The organism is Streptomyces purpurascens (assembly GCF_045040895.1).
In the GTDB taxonomy this organism is placed as follows: domain Bacteria; phylum Actinomycetota; class Actinomycetes; order Streptomycetales; family Streptomycetaceae; genus Streptomyces; species Streptomyces purpurascens.
In genome coordinates this window covers 6,018,653-6,041,917 of sequence record NZ_CP108341.1, presented here as the reverse complement: position 1 = coordinate 6,041,917, position 23,265 = coordinate 6,018,653, and the positions used below count along the sequence as shown (strand labels likewise).

Annotated in this window: 25 protein-coding genes; 5 read left to right on the top strand and 20 right to left on the bottom strand. The window is 69.9% G+C overall.

Annotation, left to right across the window (positions count from 1 at the left end; all coding sequences use genetic code 11):
* Positions 1 to 57 precede the first annotated feature (57 nt).
* The 16 genes from OHU35_RS27680 to OHU35_RS27605 all read right to left on the bottom strand — a co-directional run bounded on the left by OHU35_RS27680 (position 58) and on the right by OHU35_RS27605 (position 14,765).
* Entirely contained in the window at positions 58 to 897 is an 840-nt protein-coding gene (locus tag OHU35_RS27680; protein ID WP_189722980.1) for a hypothetical protein, read from the bottom strand.
* Positions 894 to 2,966, bottom strand: a complete 2,073-nt coding sequence (locus OHU35_RS27675; RefSeq protein ID WP_189722979.1) for a Flp family type IVb pilin — start codon at positions 2,964 to 2,966, stop codon at positions 894 to 896. Before OHU35_RS27675 ends, OHU35_RS27680 begins: the two co-directional genes overlap by 4 nt.
* A gap of 128 nt (positions 2,967 to 3,094) precedes the next feature.
* Positions 3,095 to 3,742: an OmpA family protein gene (locus OHU35_RS27670; RefSeq protein ID WP_189722978.1), complete on the bottom strand. Its 648-nt coding sequence runs from the start codon at positions 3,740 to 3,742 to the stop codon at positions 3,095 to 3,097.
* 8 nt (positions 3,743 to 3,750) lie between these two features.
* On the bottom strand, positions 3,751 to 4,332 hold the full coding sequence (locus OHU35_RS27665) for a hypothetical protein (protein WP_189722977.1): 582 nt from the start codon (positions 4,330 to 4,332) through the stop codon (positions 3,751 to 3,753).
* Between the two features lie 16 nt (positions 4,333 to 4,348).
* Positions 4,349 to 4,966: a pilus assembly protein TadG-related protein gene (locus tag OHU35_RS27660; RefSeq protein ID WP_189722976.1), complete on the bottom strand. Its 618-nt coding sequence runs from the start codon at positions 4,964 to 4,966 to the stop codon at positions 4,349 to 4,351.
* Complete coding sequence (locus tag OHU35_RS27655; protein WP_189722975.1) at positions 4,966 to 5,199, bottom strand: hypothetical protein; 234 nt, start codon at positions 5,197 to 5,199, stop codon at positions 4,966 to 4,968. The genes OHU35_RS27660 and OHU35_RS27655 overlap by 1 nt, the downstream gene beginning before the upstream one ends.
* A gap of 145 nt (positions 5,200 to 5,344) precedes the next feature.
* Entirely contained in the window at positions 5,345 to 6,328 is a 984-nt protein-coding gene (locus tag OHU35_RS27650) for a response regulator transcription factor (RefSeq protein ID WP_189722974.1), read from the bottom strand.
* Between the two features lie 24 nt (positions 6,329 to 6,352).
* On the bottom strand, positions 6,353 to 7,921 hold the full coding sequence (locus OHU35_RS27645) for a histidine kinase (protein ID WP_189722973.1): 1,569 nt from the start codon (positions 7,919 to 7,921) through the stop codon (positions 6,353 to 6,355).
* A gap of 12 nt (positions 7,922 to 7,933) precedes the next feature.
* Complete coding sequence (locus OHU35_RS27640; protein WP_189722972.1) at positions 7,934 to 8,821, bottom strand: DUF5936 domain-containing protein; 888 nt, start codon at positions 8,819 to 8,821, stop codon at positions 7,934 to 7,936.
* 23 nt (positions 8,822 to 8,844) lie between these two features.
* Entirely contained in the window at positions 8,845 to 9,789 is a 945-nt protein-coding gene (locus tag OHU35_RS27635) for a type II secretion system F family protein (RefSeq protein ID WP_189722971.1), read from the bottom strand.
* A gap of 9 nt (positions 9,790 to 9,798) precedes the next feature.
* Complete coding sequence (locus tag OHU35_RS27630) at positions 9,799 to 11,136, bottom strand: CpaF family protein (protein WP_189722970.1); 1,338 nt, start codon at positions 11,134 to 11,136, stop codon at positions 9,799 to 9,801.
* A 16-nt stretch (positions 11,137 to 11,152) separates the two neighbouring features.
* Positions 11,153 to 11,512 carry a TadE/TadG family type IV pilus assembly protein gene (locus OHU35_RS27625; RefSeq protein WP_189722969.1) on the bottom strand — a complete coding sequence of 120 codons (360 nt, stop codon included), beginning with the start codon at positions 11,510 to 11,512 and terminating at the stop codon, positions 11,153 to 11,155.
* A gap of 1 nt (position 11,513) precedes the next feature.
* Positions 11,514 to 11,894 carry a TadE/TadG family type IV pilus assembly protein gene (locus OHU35_RS27620; protein WP_189722968.1) on the bottom strand — a complete coding sequence of 127 codons (381 nt, stop codon included), beginning with the start codon at positions 11,892 to 11,894 and terminating at the stop codon, positions 11,514 to 11,516.
* A complete protein-coding gene (locus OHU35_RS27615; protein WP_189722967.1) occupies positions 11,891 to 13,144 on the bottom strand; it encodes an AAA family ATPase in 1,254 nt (417 codons plus the stop codon). The genes OHU35_RS27620 and OHU35_RS27615 overlap by 4 nt, the downstream gene beginning before the upstream one ends.
* A gap of 9 nt (positions 13,145 to 13,153) precedes the next feature.
* Positions 13,154 to 13,861: a Flp pilus assembly protein CpaB gene (cpaB, locus tag OHU35_RS27610; protein ID WP_189722966.1), complete on the bottom strand. Its 708-nt coding sequence runs from the start codon at positions 13,859 to 13,861 to the stop codon at positions 13,154 to 13,156.
* 70 nt (positions 13,862 to 13,931) lie between these two features.
* Positions 13,932 to 14,765 carry a hypothetical protein gene (locus OHU35_RS27605; RefSeq protein WP_189723297.1) on the bottom strand — a complete coding sequence of 278 codons (834 nt, stop codon included), beginning with the start codon at positions 14,763 to 14,765 and terminating at the stop codon, positions 13,932 to 13,934.
* Between the two features lie 381 nt (positions 14,766 to 15,146).
* Between OHU35_RS27605 and OHU35_RS27600 the strand changes: the two genes are divergently transcribed.
* From OHU35_RS27600 to OHU35_RS27580, 5 genes are read left to right on the top strand one after another with little or no spacing between them, the layout of a single operon-like run.
* Complete coding sequence (locus OHU35_RS27600; protein ID WP_189722965.1) at positions 15,147 to 16,706, top strand: hypothetical protein; 1,560 nt, start codon at positions 15,147 to 15,149, stop codon at positions 16,704 to 16,706.
* Between the two features lie 20 nt (positions 16,707 to 16,726).
* The gene (locus OHU35_RS27595) at positions 16,727 to 17,287 is read left to right on the top strand and encodes a hypothetical protein (protein ID WP_189722964.1); all 561 of its coding nucleotides are present in this window, start codon (positions 16,727 to 16,729) and stop codon (positions 17,285 to 17,287) included.
* 2 nt (positions 17,288 to 17,289) lie between these two features.
* Entirely contained in the window at positions 17,290 to 17,721 is a 432-nt protein-coding gene (locus OHU35_RS27590; protein WP_189722963.1) for a DUF3592 domain-containing protein, read from the top strand.
* A complete protein-coding gene (locus OHU35_RS27585) occupies positions 17,721 to 18,110 on the top strand; it encodes a hypothetical protein (RefSeq protein WP_189722962.1) in 390 nt (129 codons plus the stop codon). Before OHU35_RS27590 ends, OHU35_RS27585 begins: the two co-directional genes overlap by 1 nt.
* Before the next feature lie 31 nt (positions 18,111 to 18,141).
* Positions 18,142 to 19,830 (top strand): chitinase, encoded by a 1,689-nt coding sequence (locus OHU35_RS27580; RefSeq protein WP_189722961.1) that lies wholly within the window; start codon positions 18,142 to 18,144, stop codon positions 19,828 to 19,830.
* Between the two features lie 6 nt (positions 19,831 to 19,836).
* Here OHU35_RS27580 and OHU35_RS27575 read toward each other — a convergent pair whose 3' ends face one another.
* The 4 genes from OHU35_RS27575 to OHU35_RS27560 form a co-directional block, all read right to left on the bottom strand.
* Positions 19,837 to 20,277, bottom strand: a complete 441-nt coding sequence (locus OHU35_RS27575) for a hypothetical protein (protein ID WP_189722960.1) — start codon at positions 20,275 to 20,277, stop codon at positions 19,837 to 19,839.
* A gap of 17 nt (positions 20,278 to 20,294) precedes the next feature.
* Positions 20,295 to 21,611 (bottom strand): Nramp family divalent metal transporter, encoded by a 1,317-nt coding sequence (locus tag OHU35_RS27570; protein WP_189722959.1) that lies wholly within the window; start codon positions 21,609 to 21,611, stop codon positions 20,295 to 20,297.
* A gap of 157 nt (positions 21,612 to 21,768) precedes the next feature.
* Positions 21,769 to 22,251, bottom strand: coding sequence for an ATP-binding protein (locus tag OHU35_RS27565; RefSeq protein WP_229872868.1), 483 nt, complete (start codon positions 22,249 to 22,251; stop codon positions 21,769 to 21,771).
* Between the two features lie 73 nt (positions 22,252 to 22,324).
* Positions 22,325 to 23,236, bottom strand: a complete 912-nt coding sequence (locus tag OHU35_RS27560) for an MEDS domain-containing protein (RefSeq protein WP_189722958.1) — start codon at positions 23,234 to 23,236, stop codon at positions 22,325 to 22,327.
* Between the last annotated feature and the right edge of the window lie 29 nt (positions 23,237 to 23,265).

Sequence of the window (23,265 nt, the reverse complement as noted above, 5' to 3'; positions counted from 1 at the left end):
CCGACTCGGTGGGGGTTCTCCTGAACGGATCGAAACTGTGCAACGGCGTGCACCTGCTTACCAGGGGACGTGGCGAGGGACTCGGTTCCGCCACCAGGGGGTCGCTCCCCCGTTGTCTGGTGTGGGCTTGGGGGTTGTGTGCTCGCTGAACGTTCGGTCGAGGCGGGTGACCGCGTCCTGTAGGGCGTCCGCGTGTGTCTTGCCCAGTTTCGGGACAAGTCGTTCCAGGGCGTCTCTGGCTTCCAGGTCGCGGTGGAACAGGTCCGCTCGGTAGTGACCCGAAGGGGCCCAGTCGGACTGGAGTCGGCGGGTCAGTCTTTCCCACACGCGGAGGTGGTGGTGTACCTGGCCTTCGACGGTCGCTGCCGTGCCTGGGGGGAGTGTGGCGAGGAGGGTGTCGGAGACGGGGGTGGGGATGGGCTCTCTTTCGAGGATCTCCGGAAGGATCTCGATGGTCGCCCGGGGCAGGTCGGGGACCTCCTCCTCGACCGCGTCGATCACGTGCACGGGTGGTTCGTCGTCCGAGGACAGCAGACGGGCGCGGACGGACTGTCCCGAAGAGGTCGCCAGCCAGTATGCCGACGGCGGAAGGTCCTCCTCGGCTGGGTACAGAACGGGAACACCCAGCGCTGCCGCCAGGCGTCGTGCGAGTTCGGGCTCGGGCGGCGCCTCGTTGACCAAGGCGTCCTCGACGTAGATGTCCAGGGCCAACGACAGGTCGCCGCGCAGTCTGATGTAGCCGCACAGGACAGGTGCGGCCCAGTCGCGTTGGCTCTGGTCGCCGTCCCGGTCGGCCACGTCCACGTCCGCGCCTTCAGTTCTCACGGCCCCCGCCAGAGCCTCGGCCAGTGACATGGGGGACACCGGCGGCCCGACCAGCAGCAGGTCATAGATCATCGGTAGGTCCCGTCATACACCTTCTTGGCTTTGGCCACGGCCTCAGGGTTGTTGGCGAAGCGCGGATTCTTCGTCAGGGCGGGGGCGTTCACGTCGCCGTTCGCCCTGGCGATCTCCTTGAGAGCGGCGTACTCGTTGCGGTCCATTTCTACGATCCCTGGCCCTGAGTCCGGGTAGACACGCCCGGAGTCCTCCACCCCATAGCTACGGCCGTTGATCTCGTAGCGGTTCGTCGCCGTGTTGAAATGGGCCTTGTTCTCGGCGATCGCCTTGATGTCTGCCTCGACGTCGGCCTCGTGCCCCTTCAGTATGACGCTGTTCTTCGCCTTGATCTCGCCGTGCTTGGCACCGGAGACAGTGTGCCGGGGGTGCGGGAACTTCAGGGTCCTGCCCGAGGCAGGTCCGTCGACGTTCTCGTCGGCGACCCACTCCCGCGCTTTCGCCTGCGCACCGTCGGCGGCCTTGTCGGCCTCGTTCGCCTGTTTGCGAGCCTCCTGCGCCTGTTCCTTGGCCTCCTCGTCGCAGCCGTCCTCGGCGAGGACGACGTACGGGGAGTCGGCTCGGGCCGCGGCCAGGAGCGTGGTGCCGGTGCCGGGGGCACCGCCGTAGGGGGTTCTGCGGGGTGGGGCCGCAAGGGTGCAGCCGGATTCGCGGGCCTTCTTCTCGGCCGCGTCCGCGGCTTCGTCGGCTTCCTTCGCCGCCTTGCGTGCGGCCGCCGCGTCGCCGGCCTTGGCCGCCTTTCTCGCGTCGTCCGCCGCGTCGACGGCCTTGTCGGTGAGTTTGCCCAGGTCGCCGAGTTTCCCGAGTTTGCCCAGCTTGCCGAGTTTTCCGACGAGCTTGGCCTCACCGTAGCCGGGGATGAAGAGGGAGCCGACGTTCCAGACGACCGTGGTGACGGCGCGGGTCTTGTTTCCCTTGTTCCACTGGTCGCGGACCTCCTCCCCGATGAACATGTCGTCGAGGATCTTTCCGCCCGAGTTCAGGGTCGCGCCGCCCCAGTCGGTGAGGGCGTCGAAGTAGTCGCCCTTCGCCCATTTGTCGCCGGCGTCCCTGGCGTCCTGCGACCACTGGTCCGCGATGACGCCGCCGTAGTCCTTGAGGCCGTCCAGGGTGTCGAGCGGGTTGGTGACGGTGTCCCAGATGCCTTTGAGTTCGCCGCCGATGCCGTCCACGAAGAGGCCTTCGCCGACTTGCTTGAGCTGGTCGCCCGTGCAGCCGAAGAAGGCGCCGAATCCGGAGAAGCAGCCGTCGTCGTCCGTGTTCTGGTCTTTCTCGTCCTCGTCGTCCTCGGGCTTGCTTTGCGGGGTGTGCCGGCTTTCGGACTCGGGCTGATCGTCGTCGCCGGCCTCCGGCCTCGTGCCCTCTCGGTTCGGCGTGCCGCGCTCGGCCGTGATGCCGGTGCCGTCTCCGGACGGCTGTGCCGGGCAGGCCGTTCCCGTGACCTTGCAGACCGCCGACTGGAGGCCGCCGTAGATCTGGGTGCCCAGGCCGCTGACGACCAGGGCTGTGATGATCGCGGCGACTACCGCGATGAGGCCGGCGTACTCCACTGCCGTCTGGCCCTCGTCGCGGCGCCAGCGGATCATGCGGGGCAGGGAGAACGGGCGGCGTTCGGCACGGTCGTGGGTGGGGAGGCGGTACCAGCCCGCGCTGTCCTTGCGGGTGAGGAAGTAGAGGGTCAGGGAGGGGAGCAAGAGTTGGGTGTAGCCGCGGGGTGAGCCGTCGGTGATGTTCGCTGTCGCGCCGAGGATCAGCCATGCCTGTACGGCGATCAGGGCGGCCCGGGTTCTGGTTCCGCCCTGCCAGGTGCGGCGGGCGAGCCACCAGCCGAGAGTGCCCGGGGCTGCCGCGTAGGCGGTCAGGGCCAGGACGCCGCCGTCCACGGCGTCGTACGAGGCAGCGGTGAGCAGGACGCCCAAGCCGCCGAGCAGAGTGACCGCGAAGAGGGTGTGGGTGAGGGCCAGGGCCGTCGCCAGCGCGGTGGGCATGGGGATGCGTCCGGCGTGGCCCGGCGGTCGCCATGTGGCTCCGGGGCCGGAGTTCGGTGGTGGTCCAGCGGTCGCGGCCATGCCCGTCCCCCCTCCTGGTCTACGACGTGACCCGAGAGTAGGGAGGGGAGGGCGGGGCGAGATGGGTCCGTGGCCCCAAATCGGGGCCCAACCGTGAGGCCCAGGGAGTCAGGTCCTCCTGCGCTTGCTCAGCTCTCCGAGCGGGGGAAGGAGACCTCGACCCGGCGGTTCTTCTTGCGGCCGGATTCCGAGGAGTTGTCCGCGATCGGGTACTGCTCGCCGTAGCCGCGTACCTCGTAGGTGACGTTGGAGTCGGTCAGTTCCTGGTCCAGGACGTTCTGTACGGCGTCTGCGCGTTGCCTGGACAGGACGTCGCCGTGGGCGGAGGAACCGAGGTTGTCCGTGAAGCCGAAGACGCGGATCTTCGTCGCGTTCTGCGTCTTGATCTCCTCGGCGATCGCGGAGATGCGGGACTTCGCCTCCGCGCTGAGCTTCGCGCTGTCCTTGCCGAAGAGGACCTCGGCCTGGAGGGCGAACTTGACGTCGGCGTTGGTGTCTTCCCGGCGTTCGTCGCCGCTTTGGTCTTCTACGACCTGTTTGATGTCGAGGACCTTGGCGGAGGCCAGGGTGGCGCCCTCGGGGAGTTTGAGGTCGGGGTCGTTGGGGTCGACCTCGACGGGGGCGGAGGGGGAGGCCTCGGTGCCAGGGGGGACGCCGGGGGTTTCGTCGGCGTGGGCCGAGACGGCGCCGTAGATGTTCGTGGCGACCATGAGGGCGGCGGCGGTGAGGACCAGGGCGAGGCGTGGAGTCGCCGTTCGGGTGGGCGTGGGGGTCATGTCCGGCCTCATCCGGAGATCTTGATGGGGGCGCTGGAGAAGGTCGGTACCTGCAAATCGACCTCGGTCGTGCTCGTCGGCGGTGCGGGGAACTGCATGAAGACGGGGAGAGTCTGGCCCGCCTCAAGGTTGCCGAGGCCGGTTGTCGTCAGTGGGCGCCCTTCGGTGTCGCGCAGTGTGTAATAGCGCTTTTTCCCCTTGGCATCCACGATGGTGGCGCCACCTAGCGAGGGACCGTGCTTGATGACCTCTGTCTCGTCACCGCTCGTCTGAGGGGGCACCACCACGGACTTGTCTCCGTCGTTTTTCACGATTCCGTTCAGGGTGAGGAAGCCGCCCGAGTCCCTCGCGGCGGACGTGATCTGAAGGAGCAGTCCGTTCGTGCCCTTCAGTTCCGCCAGCGGTGTCCCCGACTGCCCCTCCTGAGCACTCGGTTTGGATCCACTGTCCTTGGATGCGGAGGCCGACGGGCTCGACTTGTCATCGTTGTCACCACCGCCGCCACAGCCGGCCACGCCGAGGGCAAGTCCGGCCGCGGCGGTCAGCGCGACCATCCCCCTGCGGGCCTTCGCAGTGAACCGAATGCTCATCTCTCTGCTTCCTTCGTCACTCGTCGTTCGCTTGTGGTTCGGCCAGGTGGACGTCGAAGAGGTCCTCGGGTTTCGGCAGAACATCGAGATCGTCCGGGTCCAGCTCCCAGTTCACGCCCTTGCACGAGAGCTCTGGCAGCACGTCGGGACCGGCGCCCGCGGCCGGGGGATCGAATTCGCAGCGGGACTCGATCACGGCGTCAGCGGAAGCATGCGCTTTCCGCTCTGCCTCGCCGGGGACGATGGAGTCTCCCATGGGCTTGTTCGTCTGAACCTCGACCGAAAAGCGCAGAGGCCCCTCCGGATTCCCGCAGGAGAGCACTCTGGCGTCGTTCCGCTCGGCGAGTTGATGCGCGCGCCAACACGACGGGGTGAGTCCCTCGGCGTTGCCCTCGAAGATGGCCTGCCACTTGTTCGGGTCGAGTACGTCCTTCACCCACGCGCCCGCGAGTTGGTCCCGCCTGTCCTGAGCCGCCGCGAGAGCCGCCGCGTCGGCAGCGGTCTGGGCACCGTTCCTGTTCGCCGCGGCCTGGCCGACCGCGAAGTAGGCGAACGCGAGAAAGAGCAGGCCCCCCACCACCGTGATGTAGATGGGGAAGGCCTGCCCTGCGTCGCCGTACCGGCGAGGTCGCATCAAGGAGCGACCTTGGCGATCTGCGCCTGGATCTTCCCGAGAATCGTCTGGCCGAGGCTGGTACCCGTGATCGCCAGCACGATCGCCACCACCACCGCGATGATGCCCAGGTACTCGACCGCCGTCTGCCCCTTGTCGCCGGCGCGGCGCTGCATCGCCGCGGCCGTGGTGTTCTTCCAGCCGTTCACGCGGACCTTGGTCGCGACGGCGGTCTTCAGCATCAGGTCGCTCATGGTGTTCCCCTCCGGTTTCGGCTGTGTCGCTTTCGACAGGAGGAACGTACGGCGGGACATCCCGTCCGTCAGAGGGCCCCTGGGCCCAATTCCGGGCCCAATCGCGCGGGCCCGACCGGCTCTTTCCCCAGACCGTCACCGAAGGTCACCCCAGTCCTCGGTGTGGGTCCGGTGCCGTGCCGATCCATTTCGCGGCGGCCTCGGAGCGGCTGGTGCTGTGGAGCTTGGCGAAGATGCGGTTGATGTGGTTCTTGACGGTCTTCTCGCTGATGAAGCACGTGGCGGCGATCTGCTGGTTGTTCATGCCGGACGCGATGAGGTCCATGATCTCCGCCTCCCTCGTGCTCAGTTGGAACCGCGACCTGTCCGGAGCGGCCGGTCGGCCACTCGTCGTCCATCCAGACGACGACTGTCCCACATGCGGTTGCACTTGCGAAAGGTTTTCTGGAGAAATGGGTGGGGGTGGGATGTGGGGTGGATACAAATGAGCTGGTGGAGTGGGTGGTTGAGATTGAGTATGCGGGTTTGCGGAGGGGGAAATTCCGTATGCAGTCGCATTTGATGACTGACTGCCCAGGCCCTCGGGGAGGGGTGGCGTCGGTGCTTGGTCCTGGCGGAGTTGGGCCAGCAGGGCGCCCGCCGCCGTGGGGGTGAAGTGGGCCCTGCCCTCCTTGATGTCCCGTACGGCCTCGACCAGCTGGTCGGCCGTGAACTCGCCGTGCACCAGGTAGCCGCCCGCTCCTCGGCGCAGGGCCTCCTGGACGATCTCCGACTCCCTGCTGTACGTCAGCATCACGACCGGGGCGATCCCCACCAGGTACGGGAGGGCCGAGATGCCGTCCACGCCGGGCATGCGGACGTCCAGGAGGACTACGTCCGGGCGGTGCTGGTGCGCTGCCTCGTAGGCCTGGCGGCCGTCGGCCGCCTCCGCTACGACCGTGATGTCCGCGCGGCCGGAGAGGAGCGCGGTGAGACCCGCGCGGACCACGGGGTTGTCGTCCGCCACGACGACCCGGAGGCCGCGGCTCGGCTGTGCGGGCCGCACGAGGTCGGCGAACGGGTTCTGCGACGGTGACGGGGGGTGCGGCGGCTGCGGTGCGCCGGGGGGTGGGAGCGGCTGGTCCGGCATCGGGGGCCTCCTCTCGTTCGTGGGTTATGCGGTGGGTGTGGTCAGGGCGGCCAGGGGGAGTTCCAGGCGGACTTCCGTGCCCTGGGGGTGGCCGCCGCGGCCGATGCGGATGCGGGCGCCCACCGAGGCGGCGCGTTCGACCATGCCGACCAGGCCGAAGTGGCCCGCCCGGCGGAGTTGTTCGAGCGTGGTGCCGGGCGGGAGGCCGCGTCCGTCGTCGTACACGCTGATGCGGAGCAGGTCGCCGTGGACGCCCGCGCGGACGTCGACTCGGCTGGGGTGTGCGTGGCGGTGGGCGTTCTCCATGGCTTCCGAGGCGATGGTGAGGAGCTGACGGGCCACCGCGGGTGGGACGGGGGGTACGGAGTGCTCGCCGGTGGGGCGGTAGACGGCGGGGAGGCCGGTGCGGGTGCTGAAGTCGCGGGTGCGGGCGGCGAGTTCGACCAGGACGTCCGTGGCCTGGGCCGGGTCCGATTCGCGGCGTAGGTCCGCCAGGAGTTCGCGGGATTCGGCGGCTGCCCGGCGGGCCGAGCGGGCGACGAGTGCCGCCTGCTGTCTGATCAGGGTCGGGTTCATCCGGTCGGCGGCCGTGGTGTTCTCCAGGCCGTCGGCGGCCAGCGCCACGCCGTGCAGGGTCTTGGCGACCGAGTCGTGCATCTCGCGGGCCAGACGGGCGCGTTCGGCGCTGACCGCTTCCGTTACGGCGAGCCGGGCCTGGACGGTGGTGAGGGCCTGGGTGGCCGCGCCGAAGCGGAGCATGAGGTTGCGGAGGCTGGAGCCGACGGCGCCGGCGATGATGCAGAGGCCGGGCAGGAGGGTCGACTCGGTGAGGCCGGGGGGTGGGTTCTCTTGTGCCGCGTGGATGAGGAGGAGCAGGAGGGCCTGGAGGCTGGCGAAGACGGCGGCTCCTCGCCAGCCGTAGACGAGGCCGGCCAGGAGGGGGGTGCAGACGCTGACGTAGGCGAGCGTGCTGTCGGGGCCCGCGGAGATGAGGAGGAGGGCGCCGAAGAGGGTGTCAGCGGCGAGGAGGGTGGGGTGGCGCAGGAGGAGGGGGCCGAAGCGTTCCCAGTCCCTGAAGAGGACGTAGGAGGTCATGAAGGTGACGACTACGGCTGCGCCTACCAGGCGGGTGGGGAGGCCGTTGTTGGCGTTGACCAGGGCGGTGGGGGTGGCCAGGGCGATCATGGCCAGGCGGAAGCCGAAGACCTGTCGGGACAATGCCTGTAGGGCGTTGACCTGGATGTCGATCGCGGGGCTGGTGGGGGTGTCGTCCGTGTCCCGGCCTTCGGCCGGAATGGGGTTCCCACCCGCACCGCCTGTGCGGCTTTCGTTGTCGGGTGCGGGTGGCCCCGGCCGGGGCTGTGCGCCATCGGCGGCTGACCGACCGTTCCCGTACGGGGCCGACCCGCCGTCCGCATACCCCTCCACCCGCTCCCACCCCGGCGGCAACGCCGGCGTCACCGACGTCACCGGAATGTCCGGCGCGCCCGTGCGGACGTGGGACGGGAGGACCGTGCCCGCCGGGGGCGTGGTGATCTCCGGTGTCTTGGGGCGGCGGCGCAGCAGCCCGGCGCGTTCCCCTGTCATCGACATGCCGTCACCCCCCTACTTGCCCGTCACCGAGCCGAAGTCCGTGCCCGAGCCGAGGATCAGGCCGGCGCCGAGGAGGAGCATCGTGGCCGGGACCATGAAGGTCGTGATCATCATCGTGGCCTTGGGAACGGCCCGGGCGGCCTTGCGGCGGGCGTTCTGCGCATCCGTGCGCCGCATGTCCTTGGCGAGGGCCACGAGCGTGTCGACGATCGGCGCGCCCAGTTCCTCGCCCTGCTGCAGCGCCGTGACGAACATGGCGACCTGCTCGGAGTCGTTCCTGCGCCGCAGTTCCGCGAAGGCCTGGCGGCGGCTCATGCCGAGGTCCATCTGGCGGAGGGTGATGCGCAGTTCGTCCGCCCAGGGGCCCTCGTACTTGGACGCGACCCGGTCCAGGGCCTGACGGAAGCCGAGGCCGGCGCTCACCACGACCGCCAGGACATCCAGGAAGTCCGGCAGGGTCCGTTCGATGACGTCCTTGCGGATGCGGATCGCCGACCAGATGCCGACCTCCGTCCAGAACGCGCCGAAGGCGAGCAGGAGGAGGGCGACCAGGAGCTGGCCCCGCATCAGGAAGACCAGGAAGCCGACCCCGCCCAGGGCCCCGTAGACCGCCCGGCGGGCCGCGTAGCGGTCGATCGTCAGGCCGCCCGGGTTGCCCGCCAGGTCGATCTTGCGGCGGTACCTGGCCACCTGCTTGGGGCCCATCAGGCGCAGCACCGCGGGGGCGTAGCGCATACCCATGCGGTCGATGAGCGAGTCGACCGCTCCGGTGCGGGTGGAGCCGACCTCCAGGGCGAGGGCGAGGTCGCCGGGCAGTTTGGCCTCGGCGCGGTACATGCGGATGCCGGCGAAGATGCCCCAGACACTGAGGCCCATCAGCAGGGCGAGGAGAAGTCCCATGGATTCCGTTCCCTCCTGGCTTCTCAGACGTCGATGCGGGACAGGCGGCGGATGAGGACGAAGCCGACGGCGTAGAGCGCGAAGGCGATGATGACCGCCCCCTGGCCGAAGGGGGAACCTGTCATGCGGTCCAGGGCGCCGTCCTTCACCCCGTTCATGAGGAAGAGCGAGCCCACGCCCAGGACCGGCACCGCGTACGACGTCATGCTGACCTGGGACAGCTGGGTGCGGACCTCGCGTCGGGTCTCCTTGCGCTCCTCCAACGTCTCCGTCAGGTTGCGTAGCGCGCTGACCACCTGGCCGCCGGCCCGGTTCGACAGCACCAACGTCGTCACCAGGACGACCAGTTCCCGGGACGGAAGGCGGTCCGCCATCTCGTCGAGCGCGTCGTCCAGCGAGGCACCCACCGCCAGCTGGGCGGAGACCTTGCCCAGTTCCTCCCCCGCCGGGGCCTCCATCTCCTCCGCCGCCATGCCGATCGCCGTGCGGAGAGCCAGTCCCGCCTGGGTCGCGTTGGCGAGGATCCGGGCCATCTCGGGGAGCTGGTTGATGAACTTCTCGATGCGTTTCTGGCGTTGCCAGTTCAGGAACTGCACGGCGACCCCGATGCCGAGCAGTCCCGCCAGCGGGCCGAAGAACGGGGCCAGGGCCGCCTGGCCGATCAGCCACAGGCCGGCGACCGTGGCGAGCATGTAGACGAAGAACTCACCCGGGGTGATGTCCAGGCCCGTCGCCGCCAGGCGGAGTTCCAGCTTCTTGCCGAGCCCGGTGCGCCGCAGCCGGCGGTCCAGGTTCCGGAAGTGCCGGCGACGGCCGCCGATCGGAATCTGGCCGGTGGCGGACAGGCGGTCGACGAGCGCCTGTCGCTGTGCCTTGCCCGTGGCGTAGGAGTGCAGGCCGACGACCGCGAGGACGCACGTCAGCAGGGTGATGCCGGTGGTGAGCGTGATGAGCGTGTGCAGATCCATCGGTCGGTCCTACCTGGCTTCTCGGGTGGCTAGCTGATCCGCGGACCGGGCGATGCCGAAGGCCTGCGGGAGGGGCTGGCTCGCCATGTAGAGGCGGTCGGCGGTGCGGCGTGGGACGGGGAAGTACTCGAAGGCGCCGTGGATACGGCCGTCGGAGCTCATGGGCCGCGCGTTGAAGCGGGCGACCGTGACCAGCCGGTACGGGTCGCTGCCGTGGCTGTCCATCAGGGCGATCTCGGTGATGCGGCGGGCGCCGTCCGCGAACCGGGTCAGCTGCACGATGACGTCCACCGCGCTGTTGATCTGGTCGTGCAGCGCCACGAAGGGGATCTCCACGTCCGACATGGAGGCCAGGGTCTGCAGCCGCATCAGCGCGTCCTCGGCGCTGTTGGCGTGGACGGTGGCCAGCGAGCCGTCGTGGCCCGTCGACATCGCCTGGAGCATGTCCAGGGACTCGCCGCCTCGGACCTCACCCACGACGATCCGGTCGGGGCGCATGCGCAGGGAGTTGCGGACCAGGTCGCGGATCGACACCTGGCCCTTGCCCTCGACGTTCGGCGGGCGTGACTCCAGGCGGATCACATGGGCCTGCTGGAGCTGGAGTTCGGCCGAGTCCTCGATGGTGATGATGCGCTCGCCCCCGGGGATCAGCCCGGAGAGCGCGTTCAGCAGGGTCGTCTTCCCCGTGCCCGTCGCGCCCGAGACGATGACGTTGAACTTCGCCTGCACCAGGCCCGCCAGCAGGTACAGCATGTGCTCGTCGAGCGAGCCCAGGCCGATCAGCTCCTGGAGCGTGAAGGAGCGCGGGAAGCGGCGGATCGTGAGGGTGGCGCCCGTCAGGGACAGGGGCGGGATGATGACGTTGACGCGCTCGCCGGACGGGAGGCGGGCGTCGACCATCGGGTTCGACTCGTCGACGCGGCGGTTGACCGTCGAGACGATCCGCTCGATCGTCTGCATGAGCTGGTCGTTCGAGGCGAACCGCAGGGGCAGTTGCTCCACCCGGCCACCGCGCTCCACGAAGATGGCGTCCGGGCCGTTCACCATGATCTCCGTGATGGAGGCGTCCTCCAGGAGCGGCTCCAGGATGCCCAGGCCCAGCGCCTCGTCGACCACCCTGCGGATCAGCTGCGAGCGCTCCACGGTCGACAGGACCGGGCCCTCGCGGCTGATGATGTGCCCGAGCACCCGCTCCAGCCGCGCCCTGCGCTCGGCGGCGGCCAGCGAGCTCATCTCCGCGAGGTCGATCTCCTCCAGGAGCTTGGCCCGGTAGGAGGCGACCATGTGGCCGTCCTCGCCCCGGTTTCCGTTCTCCTCGGGGGAGTTGATGCGTGCTCGCAGGCTCATGGGGGCGGTGCTCCGATCAGTGGTCGCGCGGCATCGTGGCGGTCTTGCGGGCCGTGCCGAAGTTGTCCTTGCCCGGGAAGATCGACGGGATGGTGATCTCGGCCGTGACCGTGACCTCGTCCCCGCCGTACGACGCCGGGCAACTGGTCTCGTCCGCGAGCCAACTGCTCACCGCCGCCCGGCAGTCCGCCTCGTACGGCCCCTCCAGCGACGCACTGCGCGCCCCCGTCCGGGCCGCCGTGCCGGCCTGCTGGGCCGTGTACGCGATCAGGCCGAGCTGCACGGCCGCCAGGCCGACGAGCAGCAGGATCGGCAGGAAGCCGATGTACTCGATGGCGACCTGGCCCCGGTCGCGGCCCTTACCGGAACGCTCCATCTCAGTCCGCCTCCTCGACCGCACCCGCGTGCCCCCTGACCGGGAACGGGACGGAGAGCGTGCCCGGGAAGAGGATGGGGACCTCGAGCTTGACGTCGGCCGTGACATAGCCGGATCCCCCGCAGGTCACCTCGGCGCCGGAGCGCCACGCCTCCGACAGGTGTTTGAGCCCCGCCGTCTCGCACGCGGCCTGCCGCGCTCCCGGTTCCGCCGCCGTCGCCTGCCGTACCGCCTCGTCCGCCGCGTTTCCCGCGAGGGTGTAGGTGTAGCCGACGAGGACGATCTGCCACAGCGCGATCAGCGTCACGATGATCGTCGGTGTCATCCCGAGGAACTCGATGGTGACCTGGCCCCCGTCCCGCTCTCTCAAGGGCATGTTCATCCCTCCCTCTTCCGCCGAAAGCTCACCGACCCCCGGTCGCCGCCCCGGAACCCCCGGCCCGTCTTCTGCGCGCCGTCGGGGACCTTGACCAGGCCCAGTTCTCCCGCGAGGCCCCACAGGGCCTGTTTCACCGCGCTCTTGTTCTCCAGTTCGTGGATGCGGCCCGCGTCCACGACGCTCTGCAGTTCCTTGAAGTTGGCGGGGACGACGGTGGCGGCGACCGCCGTGCCGGTGATCTTCTGGATCAGGGGCGGCTGGATCTCCGTGGCGCGGCTGTGCCGGTTGACGACGACGGTCGTCTCCTCGGCCTTGCGGATCTGCAGCCGGTCCCACATCCGTACCGCCCGTTTGGCACCCCGTACGGCGACCACGTCCGGCGTGGTGATGAGCAGGGCCCGGTCCGCCATCTCCACGGCCGCCGCGCCCGCGCCGCTCAGCTGGGCTCCGCAGTCGATGACGACGATCTCGTAGCGGGAGCGCAGGGCGCTGACGATCTGGCGGGCGGCGCGGTCGGTGACGTCCTCGCCGCGTTCCCCCTCGGCCGGGGCGAGCAGCAGGGCCAGGCCGGTGTCGTGGCGGAAGACCGCGTCGGCCAGGACGCGCGGGGAGATGTCCGTGATGGCGGCCAGGTCGACGACGGAGCGGCGGAACTGGACGTCCAGGTAGGAGGCGATGTCGCCGGTCTGGAGGTCCATGTCGACCAGGGCCGTGCTGCGGCCGGAGGCCTGGGCGGCCAGGGCCAGCTGGATGGCGGTCAGGGTGGCTCCGGTACCGCCCTTGGCGCCGCTGACGGTGACGACGGTGCCTCCGACGCCGGTGAAGACGTCGCCGCCGGCGCCCAGGTGCCGCCGTACGCCGACGGACCACTGGGCGACCGCCTGGACGCGGCTGGCCAGTTCCTCGTAGCTCAGGGGCAGGGCGACGAGGCCGCGGGCGCCGTAGTCCATGGCGGCCTGGAAGAGGCCGGGGCTCGCGTCCGAGGTGACGAGGATGACGCCGACGGCCGGGAAGCGCAGGGCCACTTCGCGGATCAGCTCCAGCGCGGGGACCGGGCCGATCCGCTCGTGCACGACCACGACCTCGGGCAGTTCGTCGACGGACTCGGCGGCCAGCCGCGCGAGGGTGTCGATGAGCTGGGTGGAGTCGCCCACCGGGGCCACCGGCTCGGCGTCCGGGAGCTGGCTGAGCAGCGTCGTGATGGACCGGACGGCGTCCGCTTCACCGACTGCCGGGAGGATCCTCGTGGGCATGCGGGCCTCTCACTTGTCCTTCGCGAGTTCGTACGTCCGGTCCTGCTCCGGGACCGTGGTGTCGCTGCCGGGCGCGACGAGGGCGAGCCGGACCCGCTGGGCGAACGACTCGGCGTAGGTGATGCGCTGGGCGTCGAGGGCGGACAGCGCGAAGGTGATCGGGACGGCGTCGGTGGGCTGCTGGGTGCGGTTGTTCTCGTCCGGCTTCAGCGCGGTCAGGTCGCCCACGTCGATGACCTTGGCGTTCGTCACGATGATCTTCGACTGGTCGGGGTCGCCCTCGCGCTTGCCCTCGAACGTGGCGTACACGTTGACCGAGGAGCCGGGCGTGATCTTGCCGGCCACGCCGGTCGCCGCGTCGATCATGATGGCGACCTCCTGCTGGCCCGGCTGGAGGGCGGGCTGGCGGACGATCATGTCGGACTGGAGCAGGGAGCCCGAACGCAGCGTCGTCACGGCGATCTTGCCCTGGATCTCCCGCAGATCGGTGACGGCGTTGCTGGACAGCCACCGTTCGGGCATCTTGATCTTCTCGAACTGGCCCGTGGTGAGAGTGGTGTAGGGCGGCACGTCCGATTTCAGCCGGTAGGCGGTGACCTCGGGGCCGACCTTGGACTTCACGTCGCCTATGACGGAGAGCACGCCGGTGAAGGCGCCCAGGGCGCAGACGACCGACAGGAGCAGGAGAAGCACGCCGCGGCGCTGACGGGAATTCATGAACCGTGCAACCTCGTTGGGGATAGCGGTCGGTCGGGATCGGAGCGGTGCCGGCGAGCGGTGTCAGGGCTCACCCGACGGCCGTTCGGTTCTCGAGCTGCTTGAGGGGCGGGCTGTCGTAGACGGGTGGCTTGGCCGAACAGAACACGCAGCGGTCGCCGATGACGTCGATGCCGCACCAGTGGCAGCTGCTGCGCCGTACGGAGGTGACCAGCTGATAGAGGACCGACAGGTCGGGCAGGTAGCTGCAGAACTCGATGAGCTTGCCGGTGCCCCACCAGCCGGGCGACTCGGACGGCAGCGGGATCTCGCGCAGCCCCTGCACCTTCCAGGAGGGGGCGAGGGTGGCGGTGACCCAGTCGGACTGGAGCTGCCCCTTGGCGACCAGCATCCAGGTGCCGAACTCGGGGCCGGGGAGGGCGGCTTCGGGGGTGATTCTGACGAGCTGCGGCTCGGGGTGGGCGAGGACGCCGAACTGGCTGCCCGGGACCCAGGACTTGGCGTGCGACTTCAGGCCGACGGGGACGCGGTCGAGGCGGGTGACGGAGTTGAGCAGTGCCCCGGCGTGGATGTAGTGGACGAGCAGCCGGCCTGCCGATGCGAGCACGCCGGGGCTGATGTCGCAGGACGCCAGCTGTCTTAACTGGCGGGCCAGGACTGCCAGTCCGAGCGGGGGCAGGTCCGGGCGGAAGAGGGCGATGCGGTCGCTCTCCATGAGGGAGCGCAGGGTGTGCAGCCGGCGCTGTACGGCGGTGGGCGCGGCCTGGGAGCAGACCACGATCACGTGTCCGTGGTGCTCGACCAGGGCCTGCATCTCGGCGAGCACCTGTTCCAGGGGGCGCCGGTCGATGTCCCGCAGCACGACGGCGGGCAGGGTGCGTTCGTCCTGTGGCGGCAGCGCCATGTCGGCACTTGTCACGGCAATGGCAGTTGGCACGCGCAGCTCCCCGTTTCCCCATGCCCGTCGGCGCGCCGGTGTGACTCCGGCACACTTCGGTGACTTCACTGCGTGACTACCTCAGCACTGTATCCACGGCTCTGTGACCGGAGAACAGCGTTTGTGTAGCTGGGGAGCAACTGTCGTTGCACAAGATGCGTCAAAACGGGGCAGGTTGAGCATCTCGCCGGTCGCGGGCGAGGACTCGGGGGGTCCGGGCGGTGGGCCCAGAGGGCCCAGCGTTGACGGTGGGTCTCCGTTTGGGCCCTGAGGCCCACGCCCGGCGCGGGGGCCCGTCCCTACGCTCGCCGTCCACGGATACGTGGTTCGGGCGAGGAGGGGTGCCGTATGACTGGCGGGGGCGGCATACGGACGTACAGGCACAGACCGGTCTTCGACGACCGCGGCGCGACCGGCACCGAGTATCTCGGGATGGTCGTCGTCAGCGCGGCGATCGTGCTCGCGGTCTCGGCCACCGGCGTCGGACAGTTGATCTACGACAGGATCGCCGCGCAGGTCTGCAAGGTCGCGGGCGGCGGCGACTGCGGGGCGGGCGGGACCGGTCCGGGCAAGCCGCTCACCGACGCCGACTTCGAGCCGGCGCTGTGCCAGATCTCCTCCGTCACCGACAAGGCGGGCTCCAAGGCGAAGATCTTCTTCTGGGAGATCGGCAAGGAGTACGGCTTCCAGGAGCAGCATCTGAAGGCGAACACGGACGTCAACGGCGACGGCAAGGTCGACGACAACGACCAGCTGGTCTACCTGACGTTCACGGACGCCGCGTCCGTCGCCGCGAAGAAGGACTTCAAACCGGGCATGAAGGTGGGCCGCTTCGGTGCCGACAAGGTCGAGCTCGGGCTCGGCATCAAGGTGACCAACGGCGACACCTGGGTCTTCCAGAGCCCGGAGGAGGCCCAGCGGTTCCGGGACGACGTGGAGAAGCTCCAGATGTACGAGATGCGGCGCACCATGCCCGGCGGCGCGGAGGCGAGCCTCGGCGACAGCATCGCCTACCTCTTCGGCACCGGGCCGCTGAAGGACGAGGAGGACACCCAGAACCGCATCAAGGAGAACCTCGGCGACAACCGGAAGATCACCTACGGCAAGGTGGGCCTGGAGGCCTCGGCGTCGGCGGGCCTGAAGATCTCGGCGGGCGACGAGAAGAAGCTGAGCGCCGCGCTCGGCGGCACCTTCAAGTACTCCCCCGAGGTGACCTGGACCGACAACGCCTACAAGAACACCAAGTCGTACACGTACTCCTCGTCCATCGAGTACGGCTCCAAGGTGGGCTACGAGGCGGGCCCGCTCAGCGGCGAGTACGCGGCGAACACGACGCAGACCGGCACCATCACGGTCACCTACGACAAGAAGACCGACAAGCTGGTGCGGATCGACATGACCCGGACCGTCGAGGAGGGCGGCCAGAAGGACGGTGCCAAGGCCGGCGGCGACAACGGCAAGAAGGACGGCGACAAGCGGGGCGGGAACGCCGGCGTCAAGGGCACCGACTCGGGGACCGGCATCGAGATCGTCACCAACACCGTCACCTTCGACCCCGGCCCGGCAGGCGACCAGGACCGGGCGGTCGGTGAGCGCTGGCTGGACAGCAACAACGAGCAGGTCGCCACGCCCTTCCAGTACATGTTCGACGACCACGCGCCGACGGCCCGGCCGGGCGCCGACGACCCCTTCGGGCAGCTGATGTTCGACCAGGGCAAGTCGAGCCGGATGACGTACACGGGCGAGGTGAACGCGGCCGAGTACGGCTTCGAGTTGAATCTCGGGCTCAGTCTGGGCATGACGATCAGCACGGAGAAGAAGTCGGAGACGCTGACCGATGCCCAGTTCCTGGGGGCGCCCCGCGGGGACGGTCGCTCCTACCTTCCCTACAGCTACTGTGCGAACTGACGAGACGGGAGCCCGATCCGATGAAGACCCGCCGTGCCTGCCTGGCCGCCGCCGCCCTGCTGACCGCCGTGGCCCTCACCGGCTGCGGGAGCTCCGGTTCCGGCGGGGCCTCGGTGCCCGACGGCTGGGGGACGCTGAAGACGAAGGGCGTCGACGTCTCGTATCCGAAGGGGTACGAGGAGCAGAGCGCCGCCGAACGCGGCAAGCACAACGCGGCCGCCGCGGTGCGCACGCAGGACGGGAAGAAGGTCTCGGTCATCACCGTGCAGCTCGGCTTCACCGAGGCGAACTCCGCCGAGCAGGCCGCGATCGCCGCCGAGGCGGGCATCCAACTGGGCGCGGACGTCAAGGGCCAGAAGGACGTGGAGCTGGCCGGCACGGACGAGGCCAAGCGGATCGACTTCACCTTCGAGGCGACCGGCGAGGACGGCGGCCCGGCCAAGGGCACCCCGGTCCAGGGCGTGATCCTGGCGGGGCTCGACTCGAAGGACACCACCTTCGCGATCCGGATCGACGCCCGACAGGGAACCCTGCCGGACGGGGACCTGGACCGGATCATCGACTCGGTCGAGGTGCACTAGCCGTGGAGGTGCCGGGCGCCGGTTACGTCGTACTCGCTCTGCTGGTGGCGCTGTTCGGCGCGCTGGCGTGGAAGTACGCGCGGCGGCTGGTGACGGTGACGCGGGTGCTGCGCGCCGGTGTCCGGGCGGAGGGCGAGTGCGTCCGGGTGGAGACGGAGCCCTACAACCGCTCCGATGCCAGGCGGCACTTCTTCGCCTTCCGTACGGCCGACGGCACATGGGTCGAGTTCGAGGACCTGGCGGGCTGGTCGACGACGGAGGGCAGCTCGGTCACCGTCACCTACGACCCCCGTGATCCGCGGGGCACGGCGACGGTGGCGGGCCGGGGCAGCTGGTCCCCGGTGCTCCAGTCGCTGGCGCTGGTCGCGGGCTGCGGCATGGGCGCGGCCGGTTTCGCGATCCTTCTCTACTTCGAGATCGCCGGGGGGAATTGATGGTTCTCGTCCGCTGCTGGGCCGTGGGCATCGTCGTCCTCGTCGTCAGCGAGTACGTCCAGATGACGCTGGTGTACGGCCCGCTGGCCGGCCCGGAGGGCGTCGGCTCGTTCGATGCCGCGCTGGCGCTGGTGCATCTGCCGAACCTGGTGTGCGTCGTGCTCGCCACCTGGGCGGCGGCGCGGGTGCATCCGGAGCCGTGGCGGGAGATGCCGGTGCGGCATCTGGCGGCGGCGTGCGCGGCTCCGGCGGCGGCACAGGTGCTGCTGCTGACGCTGCGGCCGGATGTGCTGGATCTGGCGGGCCCGGCGTTCTGGATGTCCACCGGGGTGCTGCTGGCGGGCTGCGCGGTGGGACTGCTGCTCGACAGGTTGGTCTGGACCTCTTGACAGCACCTCTGGTCTGGACCATTTTTTTGTCATGTCCAGACACAGACGATCCATGCGGCTGTGGTCGGGTGCCGTCACGGCTGCCCTGGCCCTCACTATCACGACCGTCGGCCAGGCCTCCGCCGCCGACGTCAACAACGCCAGGAACGCCGGCTTCGAGTCGGGCCTGAGCGACTGGACCTGTTCCGCGGGCAGCGGTACGGCCGTCTCCTCACCGGCGCACGCCGGCACGGCCGCGCTGAAGGGGACCCCGGCGGAACAGGACAACGCCCGGTGCGCCCAGACGGTGCGGGTGAGGCCCGGCTCGACGTACACCCTGGGCGCCTGGGTCCGGGGCGGATACGCCTACCTCGGCGTCACGGGCACGGGCACGACGGACGTGTCGACCTGGACCCCGGACTCCTCCACCTGGAAGCAGCTCTCGACGACCTTCAGGACGGGCTCGTCGACGACCTCGGTGACGGTGTACACGCACGGCTGGTACGGGCAGGCCGCGTACTACGCGGACGACGTGTCGGTGTTCGGGCCCGACGGAGGCGGCGGCACCGACCCCGGCCCCACGGTCCCGGCCACGCCGGGCGGTCTGAACGTCTCCGGGACGTCGTCCTCGTCGGTGTCGCTGGCGTGGAACACCGTCTCCGGGGCGACGGGTTACACCGTCTACCGCGACGGCACGAAGGTGACGGCGGTCTCCGGCACCTCGGCGACCGTGACCGGCCTCGCGGCCTCGACGTCGTACTCCTTCCAGGTCGCGGCGACCAACGAGGCGGGCGAATCGCCGAAGTCGGCGGCGGTGACGGGCCGGACGAACGCGCCGACCGGTCCCGGTCCGGCCCTGCCCAAGCACGCGGTGACCGGCTACTGGCAGAACTTCAACAACGGTGCCGCGGTGCAGAAGCTCGCCGACGTCCCGTCGCAGTACGACATCATCGCCGTCGCCTTCGCGGACGCGGCCTCGACGCCGGGCGCGGTGACGTTCAACCTGGACTCGGCCGGGCTGGGCGGCTACACCGTCGACCAGTTCAAGGCCGACATCAGGGCCAAGCAGGCCGCCGGGAAGAAGGTCATCGTCTCGGTCGGCGGTGAGCGCGGCACGGTGGCGGTGAACGACGCGGCCTCGGCGGCGAACTTCGCGAACTCGGTGCACTCCCTGATGCAGACGTACGGCTTCGACGGCGTCGACATCGACCTGGAGAACGGCCTCAACGCGACCTACATGACCCAGGCCCTGCGGTCGCTCTCGGCGAAGGCGGGCTCGTCGCTGATCATCACGATGGCGCCGCAGACCATCGACATGCAGTCGACGTCGAACTCCTACTTCCAGACGGCCCTGAACATCAAGGACATCCTCACGGTCGTCAACATGCAGTACTACAACAGCGGTTCGATGCTGGGCTGCGACGGCAAGGTCTACAGCCAGGGCTCGGTGGACTTCCTGACCGCCCTGGCCTGTATCCAGCTGGAGGGCGGCCTGGCCCCGTCCCAGGTCGGGCTCGGCCTGCCCGCCTCGACCCGGGGCGCGGGAAGCGGCTATGTGTCGCCGTCCGTCGTGAACAACGCCCTGGACTGCCTGGCCAAGGGCACGGGGTGCGGGTCCTTCAAGCCCTCGCGGACGTATCCCGGCCTGCGGGGCGCGATGACCTGGTCGACCAACTGGGACGCGACGGCGGGCAACGCGTGGTCCGACGCGGTGGGTCCGCATGTGCACGGGCTGCCGTAGCCGCCCCTAGCCCATCGGACGGTAGTGGCCGAGCACCCAGGCCAGCTGCGGGAACCACTCCTGAAGCCGTGACCTGGGCTTGGCCTCCACCACGCACTCGTAGAACCGGCCGTCCATGTGGACCACGGAGACCATCAGGGCCTTGCCGTCGGGGCTCGCCCGGTAGTGGACGCTGCGGATCTCGGGCCAGCGGAACTCGATCGTCTGGCCGGACGACTCGAAGGCGACGCCGGTCGCGTCGACGACGACCGCGTTGCGTTTGTCGACGGCGAGGAAATCCGGTCCGGCCGGGGCCGGTTGCTGGGGCGGGGTCTGGGCGTACGGGGCCACGGGTGGTGTGGGCGGGTACGGGGAGGGCGGGGGCGCGTAGGAGGGCTGCGCGGGCGCGTACTGCGGCGGGGGCGGGCCGAAGCCGGGGCCGGGAGGTGGAGGTGGCTGCTCGGTCATCCGTCGATTCTCCCTGCCTAGAAGAACTCCCCCCACGGCTGGTCCCAGATCTGCTTCACGCACAGGACCAGGAACAGCAGGCCCGCGATGGCGAGCATGGCGTTGCTCACCGGGCCGTTGCGCCACTCCCTGGGCGTGCGGCTGGAGTTCAGCAGCCAGATCAGGGTGCCGGCGAGGAAGGGCAGGAAGGCCGCGCCGAGAACGCCGTAGATGATGATCAGGCGGAAGGGCTGGCCCTCGAAGAGGAGGATCATGGGCGGGAAGGTCAGCCACAGCAGGTAGGCGCGGAAGGGCCAGGAGCGCTCGCGTTCGCCCGAGGCGACCTCCTCGCCCTTGGCCTGGCGCGTGCCCGACAGCCGGGCCACGAAGTCGGCGAACATCAGGCTCACGCCGTGCCAGACGCCGATCAGCGAGGTGAACGACGTGGCGAAGAAGCCGACCAGGAAGAACTTCGCCGTCGCCGCACCGTACTCCGCCTCCAGGATGTCGCCCAGCTGGATCAGGCCCTTGTCGCCGCTCGCGATCGCGACGTTCGCCGAGTGGAGCATCTCCGCGCCGACGAAGAGCATGGCGATCACGAAGATGCCGGTCGTGGCGTAGGCGACGCGGTTGTCCAGGCGCATGACCTTCATCCAGCCGGTGTCGGTCCAGCCCTTGGCGTTGACCCAGTAGCCGTACGCCGCGAGCGTGATCGTGCCGCCGACGCCGCCGATCAGGCCCAGGGTGTTGAGGACCGAGTCCTTCTCGTCGGGCAGCACCGGGAGGAGACCGGCGAAGGCGTCGAGGAGGTTCGGGGTGACACGGATCGCCAGGTACACCGTCACCACGAACATGACGCCCACCAGGACCGTCATGACCTTCTCGAACACCGCGTACTTGTTGAACCAGACGAAGACCAGACCGACCAGACCGCAGGCGATGCCCCACCACTTCAGGTCCATCACGTCCGGGAACAGCGCCTGCAGCGGAAGCGCGCTCGACGACATCGCCGCCGCGCCGTAGACGAAGCCCCAGACGACGACGTACACGGCGAAGAACCACGTGGTCCAGCGGCCGAGGCTCGCCCAGCCGTCGAACAGGGTGCGCCCCGTGGACAGATGCCAGCGGCCGGCCGCCTCGGCCAGTGAGATCTTCACCAGGCAGCCGATGATCGCGGCCCACAGAAGGGTGTAGCCGAAGTTGCTGCCCGCGATGAGCGTGGCGACCAGGTCACCGGCTCCGACCCCGGTCGCGGCGACGACGATGCCCGGACCGATGTGCTTCCAACTCGCCTTACGGGGCCGAGGAGGCTGCTGGGCTTCGTTCTCCGTGGTGTTTCCCGTGGTATCCGCCATGGAGGTCAAGAAACATCAAAGGAGCCGGGCCGACAAGAGGGCGTGAGGCAATCGACTTAGGGGCGCGGGGAACTGCGCACCCAGCCCCCACAGACCCGCGGCCCGGGAACAGGCCAAGGCGGCTGTGACAAACCGCCATGGCCCACCCAGCGGAGCGTCACGGCTGTCGCCGACCGCAGCCGTCCGATCCGCACGTACCGAGCTCGAACCACACGGTCTTGCCCGGCCCGTCCCGGTGGCAGCCCCAGCGCTGGGCGAGCGCGTCCACCAGGAACATCCCACGGCCGCTCTCCCCGGTGTCCGCGTCCAGCACCCGCGGCACCCGGCGCTCCTCGTCGGCGACCTCGCAGCGCAGGACGCCGTGCGCGGCGAAGAGGGTCAGCCGGAAGCGGCTCTCGGCGTGCACCAGGGCGTTGGTGGCCAGTTCGCCGACGAGCAGTTCGGCCACGTACGCCACCTCACCACGCTCCGCGAGCCCCCAGCCCTCCAACTGCCTGCGGACCTCCGCGCGTGCCTCGCGGACGGCGGAGGGCCGGGGCGCGTACTCGACGCTCAGGTGGCCCGCTCCCAGGGGCGGCTGGGGGAACGGACCGTACCGTGCCTCGGGGTCCGGGAGGTGGCGCCCGGAGAGTTGCAGCATGGGTCCAGGGTGATCCCCGGGGGCGGTCGGGCGCAGGGGGAGGACTACCCGATCCCCTACCTGCTTGTGCAGGTCACGCGTACTGGAGGCGGACCGTGGCCCCCTCGGTGTCGTCGCGGATGTCGACGTACGCGCACACCTGACGCGCGTACCAGAGGCCCGGTCCGGGCTCCGGGCCGGTGGCCGGTGGCGGGACGAAGCCGGCGAGCGGGTCGTCGATACGGCGGGCCGAGCGCAGTTCGCAGACGCAGGCGGGCGCTTCGCCCCACAGCAGGGCGCTGCCGTCGAGGGGGGCCAGGGCCGCCGCCGTCTCCGCGACGGCCGTGGCGAACAACTCGGCGTCCGCGGCGGGCAGTCCGCGGGTCTCGGCCCAGGACCGCACGGCCCCGGCGTGCGGCTGTGCGAGGCGCCGCGCGCCGACCGGGGGCAGCGGCAGCGGTACGGCGTCGAGTTCGGCCGCGAGCCGTACCGGTTCCTCGTAGACCTCCGTGTCGGGGTGGGTGCGGCGGGCCGCGGCGACGACGGCGGGCCCGGCGGTGCGGGTGTCGTACGCGCACAGGGCGGTGGTGGCCATGGGGGCGAAGAGGGGGTTGGCGAGGGCCTCGTAGCGGATCCACTCGGTGGTCTCGCGGGTCGAACGGCCGGCGCGGCCGCTCCACACGGGCTCCATGAGGAGGTGGATCCGGCCGCCCGGGCCGGCGTGGGCGGCGAGGTAGGCGGCGGCCCGGGCGACGGCGTTGGCGGCGGAGCCGGTGTACCAGTCGGTGTGCGGGATGCAGGTGATGTCCTTGGCGTCGCCGCCGAGGGCGTCCCGCAGCAGGTCCAGGTTGCGGGGGTCGGCGATGGCCACGGGGGGTGGTTCGCCGGGAGCGGCGAGGCCTTCGCCGAGGAAGGGCAGGGCGGCGGCCACGAAGTCCTCGTCGGAGTCGAAGACGGCCATGCGGTGGTCGAACGGGGCGGGTACGGAGGGCCTTTGGACGGTCATGAGTTCCCCTCGGGAGACGGGTGGGTTTT